Origin of the sequence: Variovorax sp. RA8 (genome assembly GCF_901827175.1) — a bacterium.
Taxonomy (GTDB): Bacteria; Pseudomonadota; Gammaproteobacteria; order Burkholderiales; family Burkholderiaceae_C; genus Variovorax.
This window is the reverse complement of record NZ_LR594662.1, coordinates 5,782,398-5,800,370: the sequence shown is the minus strand read 5'-3', so window position 1 is coordinate 5,800,370 and position 17,973 is coordinate 5,782,398. Positions and strand designations below refer to the sequence as shown.

16 protein-coding genes are annotated in these 17,973 nt (G+C 68.1%); 15 read left to right on the top strand and 1 reads right to left on the bottom strand.

Translation table 11 applies throughout. The annotated features are described in order from the left end of the window. Positions 1-13 precede the first annotated feature (13 nt). Positions 14-940 (top strand): pseudouridine-5'-phosphate glycosidase, encoded by a 927-nt coding sequence (locus E5P3_RS27670; RefSeq protein WP_162588876.1) that lies wholly within the window; start codon positions 14-16, stop codon positions 938-940. Positions 941-943: 3 nt separating this feature from the next. On the opposite strand, the gene E5P3_RS27665 is transcribed toward E5P3_RS27670, so the two are convergent. Beyond that, entirely contained in the window at positions 944-1,432 is a 489-nt protein-coding gene (locus E5P3_RS27665; protein WP_162588875.1) for a MarR family winged helix-turn-helix transcriptional regulator, read from the bottom strand. A gap of 137 nt (positions 1,433-1,569) precedes the next feature. On the opposite strand from E5P3_RS27665, the gene E5P3_RS27660 reads away from it, so the two are divergent. The 14 genes from E5P3_RS27660 (at position 1,570) to E5P3_RS27595 (ending at position 17,930) form a co-directional block, all read left to right on the top strand. Beyond that, positions 1,570-3,753: a thiamine pyrophosphate-dependent enzyme gene (locus tag E5P3_RS27660; RefSeq protein WP_162588874.1), complete on the top strand. Its 2,184-nt coding sequence runs from the start codon at positions 1,570-1,572 to the stop codon at positions 3,751-3,753. Between the two features lie 3 nt (positions 3,754-3,756). Beyond that, complete coding sequence (locus E5P3_RS27655) at positions 3,757-5,256, top strand: indolepyruvate oxidoreductase subunit beta family protein (protein WP_162588873.1); 1,500 nt, start codon at positions 3,757-3,759, stop codon at positions 5,254-5,256. Positions 5,257-5,278: 22 nt separating this feature from the next. Further along, the gene (locus E5P3_RS27650; protein WP_162588872.1) at positions 5,279-6,262 is read left to right on the top strand and encodes a PDR/VanB family oxidoreductase; all 984 of its coding nucleotides are present in this window, start codon (positions 5,279-5,281) and stop codon (positions 6,260-6,262) included. 14 nt (positions 6,263-6,276) lie between these two features. Beyond that, positions 6,277-7,590: an aromatic ring-hydroxylating dioxygenase subunit alpha gene (locus E5P3_RS27645; RefSeq protein WP_162588871.1), complete on the top strand. Its 1,314-nt coding sequence runs from the start codon at positions 6,277-6,279 to the stop codon at positions 7,588-7,590. After that, positions 7,590-8,069 carry an aromatic-ring-hydroxylating dioxygenase subunit beta gene (locus E5P3_RS27640; protein WP_162588870.1) on the top strand — a complete coding sequence of 160 codons (480 nt, stop codon included), beginning with the start codon at positions 7,590-7,592 and terminating at the stop codon, positions 8,067-8,069. Before E5P3_RS27645 ends, E5P3_RS27640 begins: the two co-directional genes overlap by 1 nt. A gap of 7 nt (positions 8,070-8,076) precedes the next feature. Then, positions 8,077-9,699: an AMP-binding protein gene (locus tag E5P3_RS27635; protein ID WP_162588869.1), complete on the top strand. Its 1,623-nt coding sequence runs from the start codon at positions 8,077-8,079 to the stop codon at positions 9,697-9,699. After that, positions 9,696-10,865: a thiolase family protein gene (locus E5P3_RS27630; protein ID WP_162588868.1), complete on the top strand. Its 1,170-nt coding sequence runs from the start codon at positions 9,696-9,698 to the stop codon at positions 10,863-10,865. The genes E5P3_RS27635 and E5P3_RS27630 overlap by 4 nt, the downstream gene beginning before the upstream one ends. Then, positions 10,862-12,112: an SDR family NAD(P)-dependent oxidoreductase gene (locus tag E5P3_RS27625; RefSeq protein WP_162588867.1), complete on the top strand. Its 1,251-nt coding sequence runs from the start codon at positions 10,862-10,864 to the stop codon at positions 12,110-12,112. The genes E5P3_RS27630 and E5P3_RS27625 overlap by 4 nt, the downstream gene beginning before the upstream one ends. Positions 12,113-12,126: 14 nt before the next feature. Further along, entirely contained in the window at positions 12,127-12,936 is an 810-nt protein-coding gene (locus tag E5P3_RS27620) for a cyclase family protein (protein ID WP_162588866.1), read from the top strand. Positions 12,937-12,955: 19 nt separating this feature from the next. Continuing rightward, the gene (locus tag E5P3_RS27615; protein WP_162588865.1) at positions 12,956-13,687 is read left to right on the top strand and encodes an SDR family oxidoreductase; all 732 of its coding nucleotides are present in this window, start codon (positions 12,956-12,958) and stop codon (positions 13,685-13,687) included. 134 nt (positions 13,688-13,821) lie between these two features. Then, entirely contained in the window at positions 13,822-14,979 is a 1,158-nt protein-coding gene (locus E5P3_RS27610) for an ABC transporter substrate-binding protein (protein WP_162588864.1), read from the top strand. A 2-nt stretch (positions 14,980-14,981) separates the two neighbouring features. Then, a complete protein-coding gene (locus tag E5P3_RS27605) occupies positions 14,982-16,124 on the top strand; it encodes an ABC transporter substrate-binding protein (protein ID WP_162589905.1) in 1,143 nt (380 codons plus the stop codon). A gap of 28 nt (positions 16,125-16,152) precedes the next feature. Next, the gene (locus E5P3_RS27600; protein ID WP_162588863.1) at positions 16,153-17,469 is read left to right on the top strand and encodes an aromatic ring-hydroxylating dioxygenase subunit alpha; all 1,317 of its coding nucleotides are present in this window, start codon (positions 16,153-16,155) and stop codon (positions 17,467-17,469) included. Then, positions 17,466-17,930 carry an aromatic-ring-hydroxylating dioxygenase subunit beta gene (locus E5P3_RS27595; protein WP_162588862.1) on the top strand — a complete coding sequence of 155 codons (465 nt, stop codon included), beginning with the start codon at positions 17,466-17,468 and terminating at the stop codon, positions 17,928-17,930. The genes E5P3_RS27600 and E5P3_RS27595 overlap by 4 nt, the downstream gene beginning before the upstream one ends. The last annotated feature ends 43 nt before the right edge of the window (positions 17,931-17,973 follow it).

Here is a 17,973-nt window from a genome sequence, read left to right as displayed (position 1 = left end):
AGAAAGCATCGACATGGACGCCCAGCTTGCCCAGTCCTGGCTCACCCTGAGCGCGCCAGTGGCCGCCGCGCGCGCGGCCGGCCGTCCCCTCGTCGCACTCGAGTCGACCATCATCGCGCACGGCATGCCCTACCCTGAGAACGTGCGCACGGCGCGCGAGGTGGAGGCCGTGATCCGCGGCCTGGGCGCCGAGCCCGCGACCATCGCGCTGGTGGGCGGGCGCATCCGCATCGGCCTGTCGGACGATGAACTGGAACTGCTCGGGCGCTCCGGCCAGGCGCACAAGGTCAGCCGGCGCGACCTGCCGGCCGTGCTCGCCAGCGGCGAGCTCGGCGCCACGACCGTGGCCGGCACCATGATCTGCGCGGCGCTGGCCGGCATCGAGGTCTTCGTCACCGGCGGCATCGGCGGCGTGCATCGCGGTGCGTCGCAGAGCTTCGACATCTCCGCCGACCTGCAGGAGCTGGCGAGGACTTCGGTCGCGGTGGTGTGCGCCGGCGCCAAGTCAATCCTGGACATCGGGCTCACGCTGGAGTACCTGGAGACGCATGGTGTCCCGGTGCTCAGCTGCGGCCACGACAACTTCGCGGCCTTCTACACGCGCGACAGCGGCTTTCGCGCCGACTACAGGCTGGACGATGCGCAGGCGCAGGCTCGCTTCATCCGCGCCAAGTGGGCCCTGGGCCTCGCGGGTGGCGTGGTGCTGAGCACACCGGTGCCGCAAGCCGCGGCACTGCCGCGCGAGGAGATCGATGCGATCATCGAGCAGGCGCTGGCCGAGGCTGCAGCGCAGGGCGTCGCCGGCAAGGCCGTCACGCCTTTCCTGCTCACCCGCATCAAGGCGCTGACGGGCGGGCGCAGCCTGGCGACCAACATCGCGCTCGTGAAGCACAACGCCGAGGTGGGCGCCCGGCTGGCGCTGGCGTTGGCGCGCGTGTAGGCGCTACTCCTCTTCCGCCTCGTCTGCCTCTCCCGGCGCGCGGGCGTGCAGCTCGATCATCTGCCGCAGCGTCGTCTTCAACTCCTCGGCGCGCAGCAGCCCGAAGGGCTCGAGCACGCGCCGCTCGTGCTCCAGCGCCAGTTCCATCAGCCGTTCCACCGTCTTGGCGCCCTTGCGGGTGATGCGCACCAGCGTGACGCGCCGGTCACTGTCGTGGGGCAGGCGCTCGACCTGGCCCTTGGACTCCATGCGATCCAGCAGGCGGGTGACCGTCGGCTGCTTGGTCACCGTGACCTGGGCCAGCTGGCCGATGCTGATGGGCTCGCCGCCTGCCAGCGACGCCATCACCCGCCACTCCGACACCGAGAAGCCGTGCTGGCGCGCCACCACGTGGAACTCCGAGGAAATCAGCTGGCTGGCCTGCGCGAGCAATGCGGGAAGGTAGTCGTCGACGAAGCGCAAGGCCTTCTTCTTGGAGGCGGCAGTGGCCATGTTGCGTCCCTCGGTTCAGGCAGGCACGCAGCTTGCGTGTCTAGGGTTATTCATGATTGTGGATACATTCACTTGTAAACATTATAGAGACCGTGCGATGAAGCGGCTCCCACGCCGAAACGGGAAAGAAACAAACCATGGCTGAACGATCTTTCGTCGAGGAAGTAAAGAAGCTTCGGCTCGCCGAGGGCGAAGTGTTCCGGGGTGAAGGCATTCTGGCAGTCACCAAGGCCCTGCTCGAATCGGGTGTTTCCTATGTGGCCGGCTACCAGGGCGCGCCCATCTCGCACCTCATGGATGTGCTGGCCGACGCCCAGGACATCCTGGCCGAGCAGGGCATCCGCTTCGAGAACAGCGCGAGCGAGGCCACGGCCGCCGCCACGCTGGCTGCCTCGGTCAACTATCCGCTGCGCGGCGCCGTCACCTTCAAGGCGACGGTGGGCACCAACGTGGCTTCCGACGCGCTGGCGAACCTGGCATCGGGCGGCGTGACCGGTGGCGCCTTGATCATCGTGGGCGAGGACTACGGCGAAGGCTCCTCGATCATGCAGGAGCGCAGCCACGCCTTCGCGATGAAGTCGCAGATCTGGCTGCTCGATCCGCGCCCCAACCTGCCCTCCATCGTCGAGGCGGTGAAGAAAGGCTTCGAGCTGTCCGAAGCCAGCCACACGCCGGTGATGCTGCAGCTGCGCATCCGTGCCTGCCACGTGCACGGGCACTTCGTGGCGGGTGCCAATCGCCGGCCCACCTTCACGCTGAAGGACGCACTGGAGAACCCGCAGCGCGACGTCAGCCGCATCGTGCTGCCGCCGGCCAGCTTCGTGCATGAGCAGGAGAAGGTGACGGAGCGCTGGCCCGCCGCGCTGCGCTTCATCGAGGAGCACAAACTCAACGAGTTCTTCTCGGAAGACGCCGACGACATCGGCATCATCGTCCAGGGCGGCAGCTACAACACCCTGCTGCGCGCCCTCGAACGGCTGGGCCTGGCCGATGTCTACGGCAACACGCAGGTGCCGCTCTACGTGATGAATGTGGCCTACCCGCTGGTCGACAACGAAGTGCTGCGCTTCTGCGAAGGCAAGCGCGCGGTGCTGGTGGTGGAGGAGGGGCAGCCCAACTTCGTCGAGCAGAACCTCGCCACCATCCTGCGCCAGGCCGGCTCCACCACCGCACTGCACGGCAAGGACATGCTGCCGGTCGCGGGCGAATACACGGCGGCCGAGCTGCTCAAAGGCGCACGCACCTTCGGCGAGCGCTATGGCCGGCTGCAGCCCCTGCCGGTCCCGGCGCCGGTGCGCAAGGTGATCCCGCTCAGGGAAGTGGCCGAGATCGGCGTCGATGGCGCGCCCGAGCCGGCCCTGCCGCTGGGCCACAGCGTCCACGCCCGCCCGCCGGGCTTCTGCACCGGCTGCCCGGAGCGGCCGATCTTCAGCGCGATGAAGCTGGTGGAGCGCGAGCTCGGCCCGCACCACGTGAGCGCCGACATCGGCTGCCACCTGTTCTCCATCCTGCCGCCCTTCAACATCGGCAACACGACGATGGGCTACGGCCTGGGCGGCGCCGGCGCCGCCGCGCTGAACGCGCCTGCAGGCAAGCGCGCGATCTCGATGATGGGCGACGGCGGGTTCTGGCACAACGGGCTGACCAGCGGCGTGGCCAACGCCGTCTTCAACCGGAGCGACAACCTGACCATCGTGGTCGACAACAACTACACCTCGGCCACCGGCGGCCAGGACATCCTCTCTTCGAAGGCACATAACGCGACGCGCAGCACCGGCCACGCGATCGAGCGCGCCGTCCGCGGCGTGGGCGTGGAATGGGTGCGCACGATGCGCCGCACCTACGACGTTGCCGGTATGCGCGACGTGATCAAGGAAGCGCTGACGACGAAGCAGAAGGGCCCCAAGGTCCTGATCGCGCAATCGGAGTGCATGCTCAACAAGCAGCGCCGCGAGAAGCCGCTGGTGCGCAAGGCCATCGCCGAAGGCAAGCGCATGGTGCGCGACAAGTTCGGGGTCGACGAGGACACCTGCACCGGTGACCATTCCTGCATCCGCCTCTCGGGCTGCCCCTCGCTCTCGATCAAGGCGAATCCCGATCCGCTGCGCACCGATCCCGTTGCCACCGTGCTCGACAGCTGCGTGGGCTGCGGCAACTGCGGCGACGTCTCGCATGCCGCCGTGCTCTGCCCGTCCTTCTACAAGGCGCAGATCGTGAGCAATCCGACGGGCTGGGACCGGTTCCGCGAGCGTGTGCGCGCCGGCGTGATCGGATGGCTGCAGCGCGGCGAGGCCAGGCGCCGCGCTGCCTACGCGTTCTGATCCATGAGCAAGACACAACCTATCAAGATCGCGATCCTCGCCATGGGCGGCGAGGGCGGCGGCGTGCTGGCCGACTGGATCGTCGACATGGGCGAGGCCAACGGATACGTCGCGCAGACCACCTCGGTGCCCGGCGTGGCCCAGCGCACCGGCGCGACCATCTACTACGTCGAGCTCTATCCCGAGGCGCAGGCCCAGGCCGATGGCGGCCGGCCGGTGCTGGCGCTGATGCCGCTGCCGGGCGACGTCGACGTGGTGCTCGCCTCGGAGCTGATGGAAGCCGGCCGCGCCGTGCAGCGCGGGCTGGTGACCAAGGACCGCAGCACGCTGATCGCCTCCACCCATCGCGTGTACTCCATTGCCGAGAAGAGCGCCATGGGCGACGGGCGGGTCGACAGCGCCGAGCTGCTGTCGCACGCCGACCAGGCCGCCAAGCGCTTCATCCGCTTCGACATGGCGCAGGCCGCCGAGGCTTCGGGCAGCGTCATCAGCGCCGTGCTCTTCGGCGCGCTGGCCGGCTCCGGCGTGCTGCCTTTCAGCCGCGCCCAGTTCGAGGCCACCGTCGAGCGTGGCGGCGTGGGCGTGAAGCCCAGCCTGAAGGCCTTCAGCGTTGGCTTCGCGCGGGCCCAGGGCGCGGGCGAGGACGAGAAGCCGGTGCCGGCCTCCGCTGCCGCGCCGCAGCCCAGCCACCCCGCGGTGCGCGCCCTGGTCGAACGCGTCCAGCGCGACTTCGCGCCGACGCTGCACCCCGTCCTCTTCGAAGGCGTGCGGCGCCTGATCGACTACCAGGACCCGGACTACGCAGGCCTCTACCTCGACCGCATGGCCACGATCGCCGCACTCCCGGCGGGCGAGGACCATCGCCTGCAGCGCGAGACTGCCCGCCACCTGGCGCTGTGGATGTCCTACGAGGACACGGCCCGCGTCGCGGCGCTCAAGACCCGCGCCTCGCGCTTCGATCGCGTGCGCGGCGAGGCGGGCGTGCAGGAAGGGCAATTGCTCGCGATTAACGAGTACATGCATCCCCGGCTGCAGGAGATCTGCGAGACCCTGCCCAGTGGCCTCGGCAGGTGGCTGATGGGCTCGGGCTGGCCGCGCCGCCTGGTGGAGCGCATGACCCGCAAGGGCCGCGTGATCCGTACCAGCTCGCTGCACGGCTACCTGATGCTCTCCGCCGTCGCCGCCATGAAACGCTGGCGCCGCAGCACCCTGCGCTATGCCGAGGAGAACCGCCGCATCGAGGAATGGTTGCAGCGCGTCGCCGGCACGGCCGTGCAGCATCCCGAGCTGGCGATCGAGCTCGCCCAGTGCCAGCGCCTGGTCAAGGGCTACAGCGACACGCACGAACGCGGCCTGCGCAACTACGACACGCTGATGGCCGCCTTCCAGCGCGCAGGCACCCGCATGGCGCCCGCCACGCTGCGCGAGCTGCGCGATGCGGCGCTGGCCGATGAACAGGGCCACCAGCTGCATGCGGCGCTGTCACGGCACGCGCTGGCTTGAATAGAGAACAAGAGAGACACGCATGACCCACACACTTCAACTGCGCGTCGCCGAGGCCTGCGAGCTGAACCCGCTGATCCGCATGTTCGTGCTGCGCGCCGACGACAACCATGCGCTGCCGGGCTACAGCGCCGGCGCCCATGTCCGCGTGCAGGTTGAACTGCCCGATGGTGCGAAGGACTGGCGCCACTACTCGCTGATCAACTTCGCGATCGAGCGCAATGCGACCAACGCGCCCACCCGCTACGTGATCGCCGTGCGCAAGGAGGACGAGGGCCGCGGTGGGTCGCGCTTCATGCACGAGCGCCTGAAGCAGGGAGACCTGATCACCATCGAGCCGCCGAAGAACGACTTCCCGCTGCATACCGGTCCGGGCGGCACGGTGCTGATTGCGGGCGGCATCGGCATCACCCCGCTGGCCAGCATGGCCGCGCGCCGGCGCGCCGAGGGCGCACCCGTCCGCCTGCACTATGCCGGCCGCAGCCGCGAGCTGATGGCCTTCCTGCCCGAACTGCACGCGCTGCTGGGCGGGGACCTGCGCGTGCACGCCGACGCCGACGCCGGAGGCCCGCTGGACATCGATGCGGTGCTCGACGACGTGCCCGCCGGGGACCGGCTCTACGTCTGCGGCCCCAAGGTCATGCTCGACGCCGTGCTGGCCCGCACCCAGGCGCGCGGCTGGGAACACGACCGCGTGCACTTCGAGCTCTTCACCACGCCGGTCGCCGAGGCAGGCGACCAGCCCATCGAGGTGGAGCTCGCGCAGTCGGGACAGCGCTTTACGGTGCCCGCGGATCAGAGCATCCTTGACTGCCTGATCGAGCATGGCTGCGACCCGCTGTACGACTGCAAGCGCGGCGAATGCGGCGTGTGCGCGACGCCGGTGCTTGAAGGCGAGATCGACCATCGCGACTATGTGCTGAGTGCACGCGAGAAGGCAGAAGGCAACGTCATGCAGATCTGCATCTCGCGCGCCAAGGGCCCGCGGCTGGTGCTGGACATCTGAAGGAGAGAGAAACGATGACGTCCTACCGAGGCAATCCCGACGCGGTTCGTGCATTGGTGCAGAACGACCGGGTGCACCGCGACCTCTACGTCAGCCAGGAGCTGTTCGAGCTGGAGCAGGAGCACTTCTTTGCCAACACCTGGAACTACGTCGGCCACGAGAGCCAGCTGCCCAGGCCGGGCGACTACATCAGCAACGAGATCGCCGGCCGCCCGCTGATCGTGGTGCGCCACACCGACGGCTCGCTGCGCGCGATGATGAACCGCTGCGCCCACAAGGGTTCGCGGCTGGTGAACGCGCCCTGCGGCAACACCGGCAAGTTCTTCCGCTGTCCCTATCACGCCTGGACTTTCAAGACCGACGGCGCGCTGCTGGCCATTCCGCTGAAGAACGGCTACGAGGGCACCCAGCTGCACGAATGCGAGTCGGCCAAGGGACTGACCTCCATCCGCAACGTGCGCAGCCACCGCGGCTTCATCTTCGTCAAGATCAACGACGTCGGCCCGGACTTCGAGGAATATTTCGGCGACTCGCTGAGCTCCATCGACAACATGGCCGACCGCTCGCCCGAAGGCGAGCTGGAGATCGCCGGCGGCTGCCTGCGCTTCATGCACCAGTGCAACTGGAAGATGTTCGTCGAGAACCTCAACGACACCATGCATCCGATGGTGGCGCACGAGTCCTCGGCCGGCACCGCCAAGCGCATGTGGGCCGACAAGCCGGCCGACGAGCCCAAGCCCATGGCCATCGAGCAGTTCGTGCCCTTCATGTCGGACTACAAGTTCTTCGAGGACATGGGCATCCGGACCTACGACAACGGCCACAGCTTCACCGGCGTGCACTTCAGCATCCACAGCAAGTACAAGGCGATCCCCGAATACGACGACGCGATGAAGGCGAAGTACGGTGAGGAGCGCACCGCGCAGATCCTCGGCATGGCGCGCCACAACACGGTGTACTACCCCAACCTCACGATCAAGGGCGCGATCCAGGCGATTCGCGTGGTCAAGCCGATCGCGGCCGACAAGACCCTGATCGAGAGCTGGACCTTCCGCCTGAAGGGCGCGCCGCCCGAGCTGCTGCAGCGCACTGCCATGTACAACCGGCTCATCAACTCGCCCTTCTCGGTGGTCGGCCACGACGACCTGCAGGCCTATCGGGGCATGCAGGCGGGTCTGCACGCGACCGGCAACGAGTGGGTCAGCCTGCACCGCAACTACGATCCCGAGGAGCTCAAGGGCGGCGAGATCACCACCGGCGGCACCAACGAGCTGCCGATGCGCAACCAGTATCGGTCTTGGGCGCGCTACATGACGGAGACGATGTAATGGCCGTCTTGCACCAGGACCTGATCGACTTCGTCGTGCACGAGTGCCGCCAGCTCGATGCCAAGCGCTACGAGGAATGGAATGCGCTCTTCGCCGACGACGCCTACTACTGGGTGCCGGCGACGCCGGACCAGGAGGACGGGCTCAACCACTGCTCGCATCTGTACGAGGACAAGCTCCTGCGCGACCTGCGCATCGAGCGCCTGAAGAGCCCGCGCGCCTTCTCGCAGCAGCCGCCGAGCCGCTGCCATCACCTGCTGCAGATGCCCACGGTCGAGCTGTTCGACGAGGCGGGCAATGCCTTCGTGGTGCGCACGGAGTTCCACTACACCGAATCGCAAGGCGACGAGCTGCAGTTCTATGTCGGCACCTTCTTCCACCACCTGACGCAGGTGGATGGCCAACTGCGCATGACGCTCAAGCGCGTGAACCTGCTCAACTGCGACGCGGCACTGCCTGCGGTGCAGCTTTTCATCTAGGGACGCGATGCACACGTCGGTCTACCAATGCTTCGCAGCCACCGCGGCGCGCACGCCGGATGCGGAGTTCCTGTTTACCGAATCGGTGACCGCCGCGGCCTACGGCATCGCACCGGGCGCCATCCGCTGGGGCGAGGCTGCCGCCGAGGTCGAGCGCCTGCGCCTGGCCTACCAGGCTGCGGGTTACGGCCACGGCCACCGCGTGGGACTGCTGCTGGAGAACCGGCCTGCCTTCCTGCTGCACTGGTTCGCCCTGAACGCGCTGGGCGTGAGCGTGGTGCCCATCAATGCCGAGATGCGTTCGGCCGAGCTCGTCTATCTGATCGGCCACAGCGAGATCGGCCTGGCCGTGACCTTGCCGGAGCGCGTGGCCGATCTGCGTGCCGCGGCGGCACTGGCCGGCATCGCCTTCGAGACCATGGGACCGGACGACGTGGTCCCGCCTGCTGCCACGGCGCCGCCGCGCCCTCACGAAGCGATTGGCCTCGACACCGAATGCGCGCTGCTCTACACCTCCGGGACCACCGGCCGGCCCAAGGGCTGCATCCTGAGCAACGCGTACTTCCTGCGCGCGGGCGAGTGGTACGCGGCCCTCGACGGCGTGTGCGCCATCCGTCCCGATGCCGAGCGCGTGATCACGCCGCTGCCGCTCAACCACATGAACGCGATGGCCTTCTCCACGATGGTGGTGCTGGTGGCCGGCGGCTGCCTGGTGCAGCTGGACCGCTTCCATCCGAAGACCTGGCTCGCGAGCGCGCGAGAGAGCCGCGCCACCATCGTGCATTACCTGGGCGTGATGCCGGCGATGCTGCTGGCCGCGCCCGATTCGCCGGCCGACAAGGACCATGCGATCCGCTGGGGCTTCGGCGCCGGCGTGGACCGCAAGAACCACGCGCCTTTCGAGGCCCGCTTCGGCTTCCCTCTGGTCGAGGCCTGGGCGATGACCGAGACCGGTGCCGGCGCCTGCATCATGGCCAACCGCGAGCCGCGCCAGGTGGGCACGAGCTGCTTCGGCCGCCAGCAGGACTACGTCGAGGTCCGGCTGCTGGACGACGAAGGCCGCGACGTGCCCGCCGACACGCCTGGCGAGCTGCTGGTGCGCTCCGCAGGCACCGACCCGCGCCGCTACTTCTTCTCCGGCTACCTGAAGGACGAGGAGGCCACGCGCGAAGCCTGGGCCGGCGGCTGGTTCCATACCGGCGACCTGGTGCGGCGCGATGCCGAAGGCAACTTCTTCTTCGTCGATCGCAAGAAGAACGTGATCCGCCGAAGCGGCGAGAACATCTCCGCGGTAGAGGTCGAGAGCGTGCTGAACCAGCACCCGGCCGTCAAGAGTTCTGCCGTGGCCGCCACGCCTGACCCGGTGCGCGGCGACGAGGTGCTGGCTTGCATCGTGGTGCGCGATGGCGTGGATGCCTCGGAGCGCGCCCGAATCGCCGGCAGCATCGTCGAGCATGCGCTGGCGCAGTTGGCCTACTACAAGGCGCCGGGCTATGTCGCCTTCGTCGATGCATTGCCGCTCACCGCCTCGCAGAAGATCCAGCGCGGGCAACTGCGCGAGCTGGCCCAGGCGCTGCCCGGCCAGCCGCATTGCATCGACACCCGTGCGATGAAGAAGAGGCAGGCATGAGCAAGCGCCTTTCCTACGAAGGCGTCGCGGTGGCGGTCCCCGTCACCGTGCCCTATGCACGCTATTCCACGCGCAGTGCGCACTGGTTCATCGGCCAGGCCCTCGATGCGCTGGTCAAGGCCAGCGGCGTCGCCAAGGAAGACATCGACGGCCTGAGCCTCAGCAGCTTCTCGCTCGCGCCCGATACGGCCGTCGGCGTGACGCAGCACCTGGGCCTGTCGCCGCGCTGGCTGGACCACATGCCCACCGGCGGCGCCTCGGGCGTGATGTGCCTGCGCCGCGCCGCGCGCGCCGTGCAGGCAGGCGACGCCGACATCGTGGCCTGCGTGGGTGCCGACACCAACCATGTCGACTCCTTCCGCCTGACCCTGGGCAGCTTCAGCAACTTTGCGCGCGATGCGAGCTACCCCTACGGCTCCGGCGGGCCGAATTCGATCTTCGCGATGATCACCGCGAACTACATGCGCACCTACGGCGCCAAGCGCGAGGACTTCGGCCGCATCGCGGTGGACCAGCGCACCAATGCGCTGGGCAACCCGAACGCCGTGTTCAAGAAGCCGCTCACGCTCGAGGAATACATGGATGCGCGGCCCATCTCCGACCCGATCCACTTGTTCGACTGCGTGATGCCCTGCGCGGGTGCGGATGCCTTCCTCGTGATGAGCGAGGCGCGTGCCCGCGACCTGGGCCTGCCGCATGCGGTGATCCGCGGCGCCATCGAGCGCCACAACGCCTATGCCGAAGACCCGGTGATGGTGCAGGGCGGCTGGCGCAAGGACCGCGACGACCTCTACGCACAGGCCGGCGTCACGCCCCCCGACCTGGACTTCGTCCAGACCTACGACGACTACCCGGTGATCGTGATGATGCAGTTCGAAGACCTGGGCTTCTGCGAGAAGGGCGAGGGCCCGGAATTCGTGCGCGCGAACACCATGACCTTCGACGGCAGCTTTCCCAACAACACCAGCGGCGGCCAGCTCTCGGCCGGTCAGGCCGGCGCGGCCGGTGGCTTTCTCGGCATGGTGGAGGCGATCCGCCAGCTCACCGATGCGGCCGGCCCCCGCGCCGTGCCCGATGCGAAGCTCGGCCTGGTCGCGGGCTTCGGCATGGTCACCTACGACCGCTGCCTCTGCACCGGCGCGGTCATCCTCGGAAGACCGTCATGACCATGCCCCTGATGCGCCCCAAGCGCAAGAACCCGATCCTGCGCACGCGGCAGATGAACCTGCCGCCGGGTTCCCGCGGCCGCGTCGCGCTGGGCATGACGGCCGCGGCCGCCGAAGGCCGCTTCGAACTGCAGACCTGCAAGGACTGCGGCACGGTGCAGTACCCGCCGCGCGAGGCCTGCCACAAGTGCCTTTCGCCGCGCCTGCACTGGCGCGAGCAGACCGGCGAAGGCGAGCTCATCAGCACCACCACGCTGCATCACAGCAACGACCTGTTCTTCCGCGAGCGCCTGCCCTGGCGCCTGGGCCTGGTGCACCTCGACACCGGCCCGACGCTCATGGTCCACCTGCACGGCGAGGTCGGCGATGCGCCGGCGCGGGTGCGCGTGGGCGCGCGCCTGGACCGCGCGGGACAGGCCGTCCTCATTGGATTTCCGAACGAAGGGAGTGCCCATATGGCCGACGACAAGATGCTGCGCGAGATGACCAGCGACCCGAAGTACCGCAAGGCGCTGGTCACCGATGGCAAGACCCCGGTGGGGCAGGCCCTGGTGCGTGCCCTGGTGAAGGCCGGTGCAGACATCGTCTGGGTCGGCCATGCCGAGCCCTGGAAGAAGCTCGGCGGAATGGACGACATCACGGCCCTGCCGCAGGTGACGCTGGTGCCGCTGGACCTGACCAACGGCCGTTCGGTCAGCGAGCTGGCCGGCGAGATCGGCGGCAAGGTCGACATCGTGATCAACAACGCCGAGGTGCACCGCACCTTCGGCATCGGCGCGCGCCGCGGCACCGACGTGGCCAAGGCCGAGATGGACATCAACTACTTCGGCCTGCTGCGGCTGGCGCAGGAATTCGGGCCGGCGCTCAAGGGCCGCTCGGCCGATGGCGTGACCAGCGCCACGGCCTGGGTCAACCTGCTGTCGATCTACGCGCTCGCGAACTTCCCGCCGCACGGCACCTTCAGCGCCTCGAAAGCGGCGGCGTATTCGCTGGCGCAATGCCTGCGCGCCGAAATGCGGCCGGCCGGCATTCGCGTTGTCAACGTGTTCCCGGGGCCGATCGACGACGAATGGAACCAGCACATGCCGCCGCCGAAGGTGACACCCGGCGCGCTCGCCAACGCGATCGTCAAGGCGCTGCGCGAAGGGCTCGAGGATGTGTACCCGGGCGACGTGGCGCAGGAATGGCTGGAGCGCTGGCGCGACAACCCCAAGGTGCTCGAACGCGAGCTGGCTGCTGGCGGCTGAACAGGAGCAACACAATGACGACAACCGAACTGATGTCTACCGCCGAGATCCTCGGCGGCCTGGTCGGCGCCATGGCCACGGGCCGTATCCGCGTGGTCGACCTCACGCAGACGCTCACGCCCGAGTTCCCGCAGATCGCGCTGCCGCCCGAGATGGGCCAGTGCTGGCCCTTCCGCATCGAGGAGGTGTCGAAGTACGACGAGCGCGGGCCCGGCTGGTACTGGAACAACTTTTCGTGCGGCGAGCACACGGGCACGCACTTCGACGCGCCCATCCACTGGATCTCGGGCCGCGACCTGCCGAACAACTCGGTCGACACCATCCCCGTGCAGCACTTCGTGGCGCCGGCCTGCGTGATCGATTGCTCGGAGCAGGTGAAGTCCGATCCCGACTACCTGATGACGGTGGAGGACATCGAGCGCTTCGAGGCAAAGCACGGCCGCATCCCCAAGGGCGCGTGGGTGCTGATGCGCACGGACTGGTCGAAGCGGCAGGACCCCGAGGCCTACCAGAACTTCGACGAGACCGGCCAGCACACGCCGGGCCCGAGCACGGAGGCGGTGCGCTTCCTGGTCGAGCAGCGCGATGTGCTGGGCTTCGGCTCCGAAGCCATCGGCACCGATGCGGGCCAGGGCTACCACCTGCGCCCGCCCTATCCCTGCCACTACTTCATGCACGGCGCGGGCCGCTATGGCCTGCAGTGCCTGAGCAACCTCGACCTGCTGCCGCCGACCGGCGCGGTGCTGATCTGCCCGCCGCTCAAGATCGAGAAGGGCAGCGGCAGCCCGTTGCGCGTGCTGGCGCTGGTGGGGGATGCTGCTTGAGCCATAACAGGAGACCACGATGAACCTCACGCATCCCGTCGCCGCCGTCACCGGCGGCAGTGCCGGCATCGGCAAGGCGATCTGCGCGGACCTGCTCGCCCAAGGCTACGAGGTGGTGTCGCTGGCGCGGCGCCGATGCGAGATCAACCACCCCAAGCTCTTCAGCATCGAAGTCGACCTGATGGACCGCGCCGCCACCGCGCAGGCCGCGCAGGAGATGGCGCGGCGCTTCGAAGTCAGGACCGTGGTGCACAACGCGGGCGTGATCCGGCCGGCGCTGTTGCCCGAGGTCCAGCTCGAGGATCTCGACGCGCTGGTCGAACTGCATCTGGGCTGCGCCATCCAGCTGGTGCAGGCCGCGCTGCCGGCGATGCGGGCCGAGCGCTTCGGCCGCATCGTGCTCATGTCCTCGCGCGCCGCGGTGGGCCTGGCCACGCGCACGAGCTACTCCGCCACCAAGGCCGGCATGCTGGGCATGGCGCGCACCTGGGCGCTCGAGCTCGCGGCCGAGGGCATCACCGTGAACGTGGTGGCGCCAGGGCCGATCCGCACGGACATGTTCTACGACGTGGTGGAAGCCGGCAGCGAGAAGGAGCGCCGGCTCGCCGCCTCGGTGCCGGTGCAGCGCCTGGGCGAGGCGGCCGATGTGGCACGGGCCGTGCGCTTCTTCGTCGACCCGGCCAACGGCTTCGTCACCGGCCAGGTGCTCTATGTGTGCGGCGGCACCAGCGTGGGCAGCCTGGCCCTGTAGCGGTGCGTTGCGCGCTCCTTTACCCGAAACCCTCGTTGTCTCCCTTGTCATTGCACTGTCGTCTCGCTAGTATTGTTTAGGTCTAAACATTTCACAAATCATCTTCAGACCACTTCAACTTCCGGAGGATCGTCATGAAAGTTCCAAGCCCCATCCGCGCCCTGGCGGGCATCGTCCTCGGCATCGGCGCGCTGAGCGCGGCCAGTGCCTGGGCTGCCGACTACAAGGTCGGCTTCATTACCTCGCTGTCGGGGCCTGTGTCCTCGCTGGGCATTCCCTACGACAAGGGCATGAAGGCTGCGCTGGCGTACAAGTCGGAGTTGAACGGCCGCAAGATCCAGCTGGTGCAGCTCGACGACGCCTCCGATCCGTCGACCGCCGCGCGCAATGCACGCAAGATGATCGACGAGGACAAGGTCGACGTCATCATCGGCACGGCCGGCTCGCCCGGCGCGCTGGCCATCGCCGCGGTGGCGCGCGAGACGAAGACGCCGCTGATCTCCATCGCCAACGCCAACCTGCCGGGCGAGGAAGGCGCGTGGATGGTCACGCTGCCGCAGCCAGCGCCGCTGATGCTGGACGCGGTGGTCGAGCAGATGAAGAAGTCCGGCGTGAAGACCGTGGGCTACATCGGCTTTTCCGACGCCTGGGGCGACCTGGTCTATGACGCGCTCACCAAGAGCGCGCCGGCGGCCGGCATCAAGGTGGTGAGCAACGAGCGCTACGCGCGCGCCGATGCCTCGGTGACCGGCCAGGTGCTGAAGATCGTCGCGCTGCGTCCCGACGCGGTGATCACCGGCACCTCCGGCACGCCGGGCGCGCTGCCCTACCTGGCGCTCTCGGAGCGCGGCTACAAGGGCCAGATCTACGGCATGCATGCGTTGATCAACCCCGACTTCGTGCGCGTCGGCGGCAGTGCGGTCGAAGGCCTGCTGGCACCCACCGGGCCGGTGATCGTGGCCGAGCAACTGCCTGATTCCAACCCGATCCGCAAAACGTCGATGGACTTCCGCGCGGCCTACCAGAAGGCCAACGGCGCGGCGCCGACCGACGCCTTCTCCGCCTACACCTTCGACGCCTGGCTGCTGTTCCTCGATGCCGCACAGCGCGCCAAGGGCGAGCCGGGCACGCCGGCGTATCGCGTGGCACTGCGCGATGCGATCGTCAGCACCAAGGAGCTGGTGGGCACGCACAGCGTCTACAACTTCAAGCCGGACAACCGCTACGGCTCGGACGAGCGCTCGCGCGTGGTCGTCAAGCTCGAAAAAGGTCAATGGAAACTGGTCCCCTGAACATGAAGAACATCGCACGTCTCATCGGCCTCACAGCGATCGCCTTGGCGACGGCGCAAGCCACGGCCGCCGATCTCAAGATCGGCTTCATCAGCTCGCTGTCGGGACCCGTCTCCGCGCTGGGCATTCCCTATGAGAAGGGCATTCGCGCCGCGATCGCGGAGCATCCGCAGCTGGCAGGGCACAAGGTCGAGCTGATCGTGCTCGACGACGCCTCCGACCCCACCACCGCCGGCCGCAATGCGCGCAAGCTCGTGACCGAGGACAAGGTCGACGTGCTGATCGGCAGCTCGGGCGTGCCCAACGCGATGGCCATCGCAGCCGTGGCGCGTGAGCTCAACACGCCGCTGATCTCGCCGACGCCGGTCACCATTCCCGGGCCCGAGGGCGCCTGGACGGTGACGGTCTCGCAGCCCTTCCCGCTGATGGTGGCCGGCGTGGTCGAGCAGATGAAGAAGTCGGGCGTGAAGACGGTGGCTTTCATCGGCTTCTCCGACGCCCTGGGCGACCTGGCCTACGACTCGCTGGTGAAGAGCGCCGAGGCGGCCGGCATCAAGGTGGTGGCCAACGAGCGCTACGCGCGTTCCGACTCCTCGGTCGCGGGACAGGTGCTGAAGATCATGGCGAGCCGGCCCGACGCGGTGTTCGCCGGCAACTCTGGCACGCCTGGCGCGCTTCCCTACCTGGGCCTCGCCGAGCGTGGCTACAAGGGCCGGCTCTACGGGACGCATGGGCTGATCAATGCCGACTTCGTGCGCGTGGGTGGGGCCTCGATCGAAGGCCTGCAGGTGCCCAGCGGCCCGGTGCTGGTGGCCGACCAGCTGCCGGCCGACAACCCGATCAAGAAGGTGTCGATGAACTTCCGCAGCGCCTATCAGAAGGTGCACGGTGCGGTGCCGACCGACGCCTTCTCCTCCTACACCTACGACGCCTACCTGCTGCTCGCCGATGCCGCCTCCCGCGCCAAGGGCGAGCCCGGCACGCCGGCCTATCGCACGGCGCTGCGTGATGCCATCGTGAGTACCAAGGAGCTGGTGGGCACGCACGGCGTCTACAACTTCAAGCCCGACAACCGCTATGGCTCCGACCAGCGCGCCGTGGTGGTGGTGCGCATGGAAAAGGGCCAGTGGAAGCTGGTGCCCTAGTCGCGCCGGAAGAACAGGCCGCCCGGCGATGAACACCTATCGCGACCGACCCGACGCCATTCGCGCGCTGGTCCAGGACGACCGCGTGCACCGCGATCTGTACCTGAGCGAGGAACTGTTCGCGCTGGAGCAGGAGCGCTTCTTCGCCAACACCTGGCTCTACGTGGGGCACGCGAGCCAGGTGCCGAACCCCGGCGACTACTGGGCGCTGGAGCTCGCCGGCCGCCCCGTGATGATGGTGCGCCAGGCTGATGGCGCGGTGCGCGTGTTCTACAACCGCTGCGCGCACAAGGGCAGCCGGCTGGTGACGGACGAGAGCGGCAATGCCGGCAAGTTCTTCCGCTGCCCTTATCACGCCTGGACCTACAAGCTGGACGGCGCGCCGCTGGCGATCCCGCTGAAGTCAGGCTACGAGGGCACGCGCCTGAAGGAATGCGAATCGGGGCGCGGGCTGGTCGAGCTGAAGAACACGGCGGTCTACCGCGATTTCGTGTTCGTGCGGCTCGCCGAGCGGGGCCCGCGCTTCGAGGACTATTTCGGCGAGGTGCTGGGCGCCATCGACAACATGGTCGAGCGCTCGCCCGAAGGCCGGCTCTCGGTTGGCGGCGGCGTGCTGCGCAACATCATCCATTGCAACTGGAAGATGTACCTCGAGAACATCAACGATACGGTGCATCCGATGTCCACGCACGAGTCCGCCACGCAGGCGGCCGATGCGCTGTGGCAGGGCCGCTCGCCGGATGAGCCCAAGCCGATGGCGATGGAGCAGATCCTGCCTTTCGGCTCGGGCTACGACTTTTTCGACAGGATGGGCGGGCGTGTGTTCGCCAACGGCCACAGCGTGCTGGGCATCAACTTCAGCATCCACTCGAACTACGCGCAGCTGCCCGACTACGAGGCCGCGATGCGCGAGGCGCACGGCGCCGAGCGGGCGATGGAGATCCTGCAGCGCTCGCCGCAGAACTCGGTGCTCTTCCCCAGCCTCTCGGTCAAGGGTTCGCCGCAGGCCATCCGGGTGATCCGGCCGCTGGCCGCGAACCGCACGCTGATCGAGGCCTGGAGCTTCCGCGCAGCGGGCGCACCCGATCTGCTCTTCGAGCGCGCGATGACGTACAACCGCCTGGTCTTCTCGCCCATGTCGGTGGTGGCGCACGACGACGTGCACCTGTTCGAAAGCATGCAGCGAGGCCTGGCGGCCGAGGGCAACGAGTGGGTCAGCCTGCATCGCAACTTCGATCCGGCCGAGCTCGCGCAGGACACGATCAGCACCAACGGCACCAACGAGTTGCTGATGCGCAACCAGTTCCGTGCCTGGGCCAGATACATGACGGAGCCTTCGGCATGACGCAGGCCCAGGACTTCGTCGCGCACGAGGCGGCCCTGCTCGATGCCGCTCGCTTCGACGACTGGCTCGCGCTCTTCGCCGAGGATGGCCACTACTGGGTGCCGCTGCAGGGTGCCGCGCAGGCCGATCCGCTCTCGCACAACTCCATCGCCTACGAGGACCGGCTGCTGCTGCAGCTGCGCATCGAGCGCCTGAAGAATCCGCGCGCCCACTCGCAGCATCCCCGAAGCCATTGCCAGCATGTGCTGCAGCGCTCCGTGATCGAGCAGGACGACGAGACCGGCCTCGCGCTCGCGACGCCCTTCATCTATGTGGAGGCGCGCGGCGAAGAGCAATTGCTGCTCGCCGGCACCTGCCGCCACCTGCTGGTGCGGCACGGCGAGAGTTTCCTGATCCGCCAGAAGCGCATCGACCTGCTCAACGCAGGCGGCGCGCTGCCGGCCATCCAGTTGTTCATCTGACCTATCCCACCCACCCCTCGAGGAGCCACGACATGACGAAGAG

What these genes read in the sequence shown, in the direction of transcription:
- E5P3_RS27670 (WP_162588876.1), top strand. Translation starts at nt 14, where the DNA reads ATGGACGCCCAGCTTGCCCAGTCCTGGCTCACCCTGAGCGCGCCAGTG.
- E5P3_RS27665 (WP_162588875.1), bottom strand. Translation starts at nt 1,432, where the DNA reads ATGGCCACTGCCGCCTCCAAGAAGAAGGCCTTGCGCTTCGTCGACGAC.
- E5P3_RS27660 (WP_162588874.1), top strand. Translation starts at nt 1,570, where the DNA reads ATGGCTGAACGATCTTTCGTCGAGGAAGTAAAGAAGCTTCGGCTCGCC.
- E5P3_RS27655 (WP_162588873.1), top strand. Translation starts at nt 3,757, where the DNA reads ATGAGCAAGACACAACCTATCAAGATCGCGATCCTCGCCATGGGCGGC.
- E5P3_RS27650 (WP_162588872.1), top strand. Translation starts at nt 5,279, where the DNA reads ATGACCCACACACTTCAACTGCGCGTCGCCGAGGCCTGCGAGCTGAAC.
- E5P3_RS27645 (WP_162588871.1), top strand. Translation starts at nt 6,277, where the DNA reads ATGACGTCCTACCGAGGCAATCCCGACGCGGTTCGTGCATTGGTGCAG.
- E5P3_RS27640 (WP_162588870.1), top strand. Translation starts at nt 7,590, where the DNA reads ATGGCCGTCTTGCACCAGGACCTGATCGACTTCGTCGTGCACGAGTGC.
- E5P3_RS27635 (WP_162588869.1), top strand. Translation starts at nt 8,077, where the DNA reads ATGCACACGTCGGTCTACCAATGCTTCGCAGCCACCGCGGCGCGCACG.
- E5P3_RS27630 (WP_162588868.1), top strand. Translation starts at nt 9,696, where the DNA reads ATGAGCAAGCGCCTTTCCTACGAAGGCGTCGCGGTGGCGGTCCCCGTC.
- E5P3_RS27625 (WP_162588867.1), top strand. Translation starts at nt 10,862, where the DNA reads ATGACCATGCCCCTGATGCGCCCCAAGCGCAAGAACCCGATCCTGCGC.
- E5P3_RS27620 (WP_162588866.1), top strand. Translation starts at nt 12,127, where the DNA reads ATGACGACAACCGAACTGATGTCTACCGCCGAGATCCTCGGCGGCCTG.
- E5P3_RS27615 (WP_162588865.1), top strand. Translation starts at nt 12,956, where the DNA reads ATGAACCTCACGCATCCCGTCGCCGCCGTCACCGGCGGCAGTGCCGGC.
- E5P3_RS27610 (WP_162588864.1), top strand. Translation starts at nt 13,822, where the DNA reads ATGAAAGTTCCAAGCCCCATCCGCGCCCTGGCGGGCATCGTCCTCGGC.
- E5P3_RS27605 (WP_162589905.1), top strand. Translation starts at nt 14,982, where the DNA reads ATGAAGAACATCGCACGTCTCATCGGCCTCACAGCGATCGCCTTGGCG.
- E5P3_RS27600 (WP_162588863.1), top strand. Translation starts at nt 16,153, where the DNA reads ATGAACACCTATCGCGACCGACCCGACGCCATTCGCGCGCTGGTCCAG.
- E5P3_RS27595 (WP_162588862.1), top strand. Translation starts at nt 17,466, where the DNA reads ATGACGCAGGCCCAGGACTTCGTCGCGCACGAGGCGGCCCTGCTCGAT.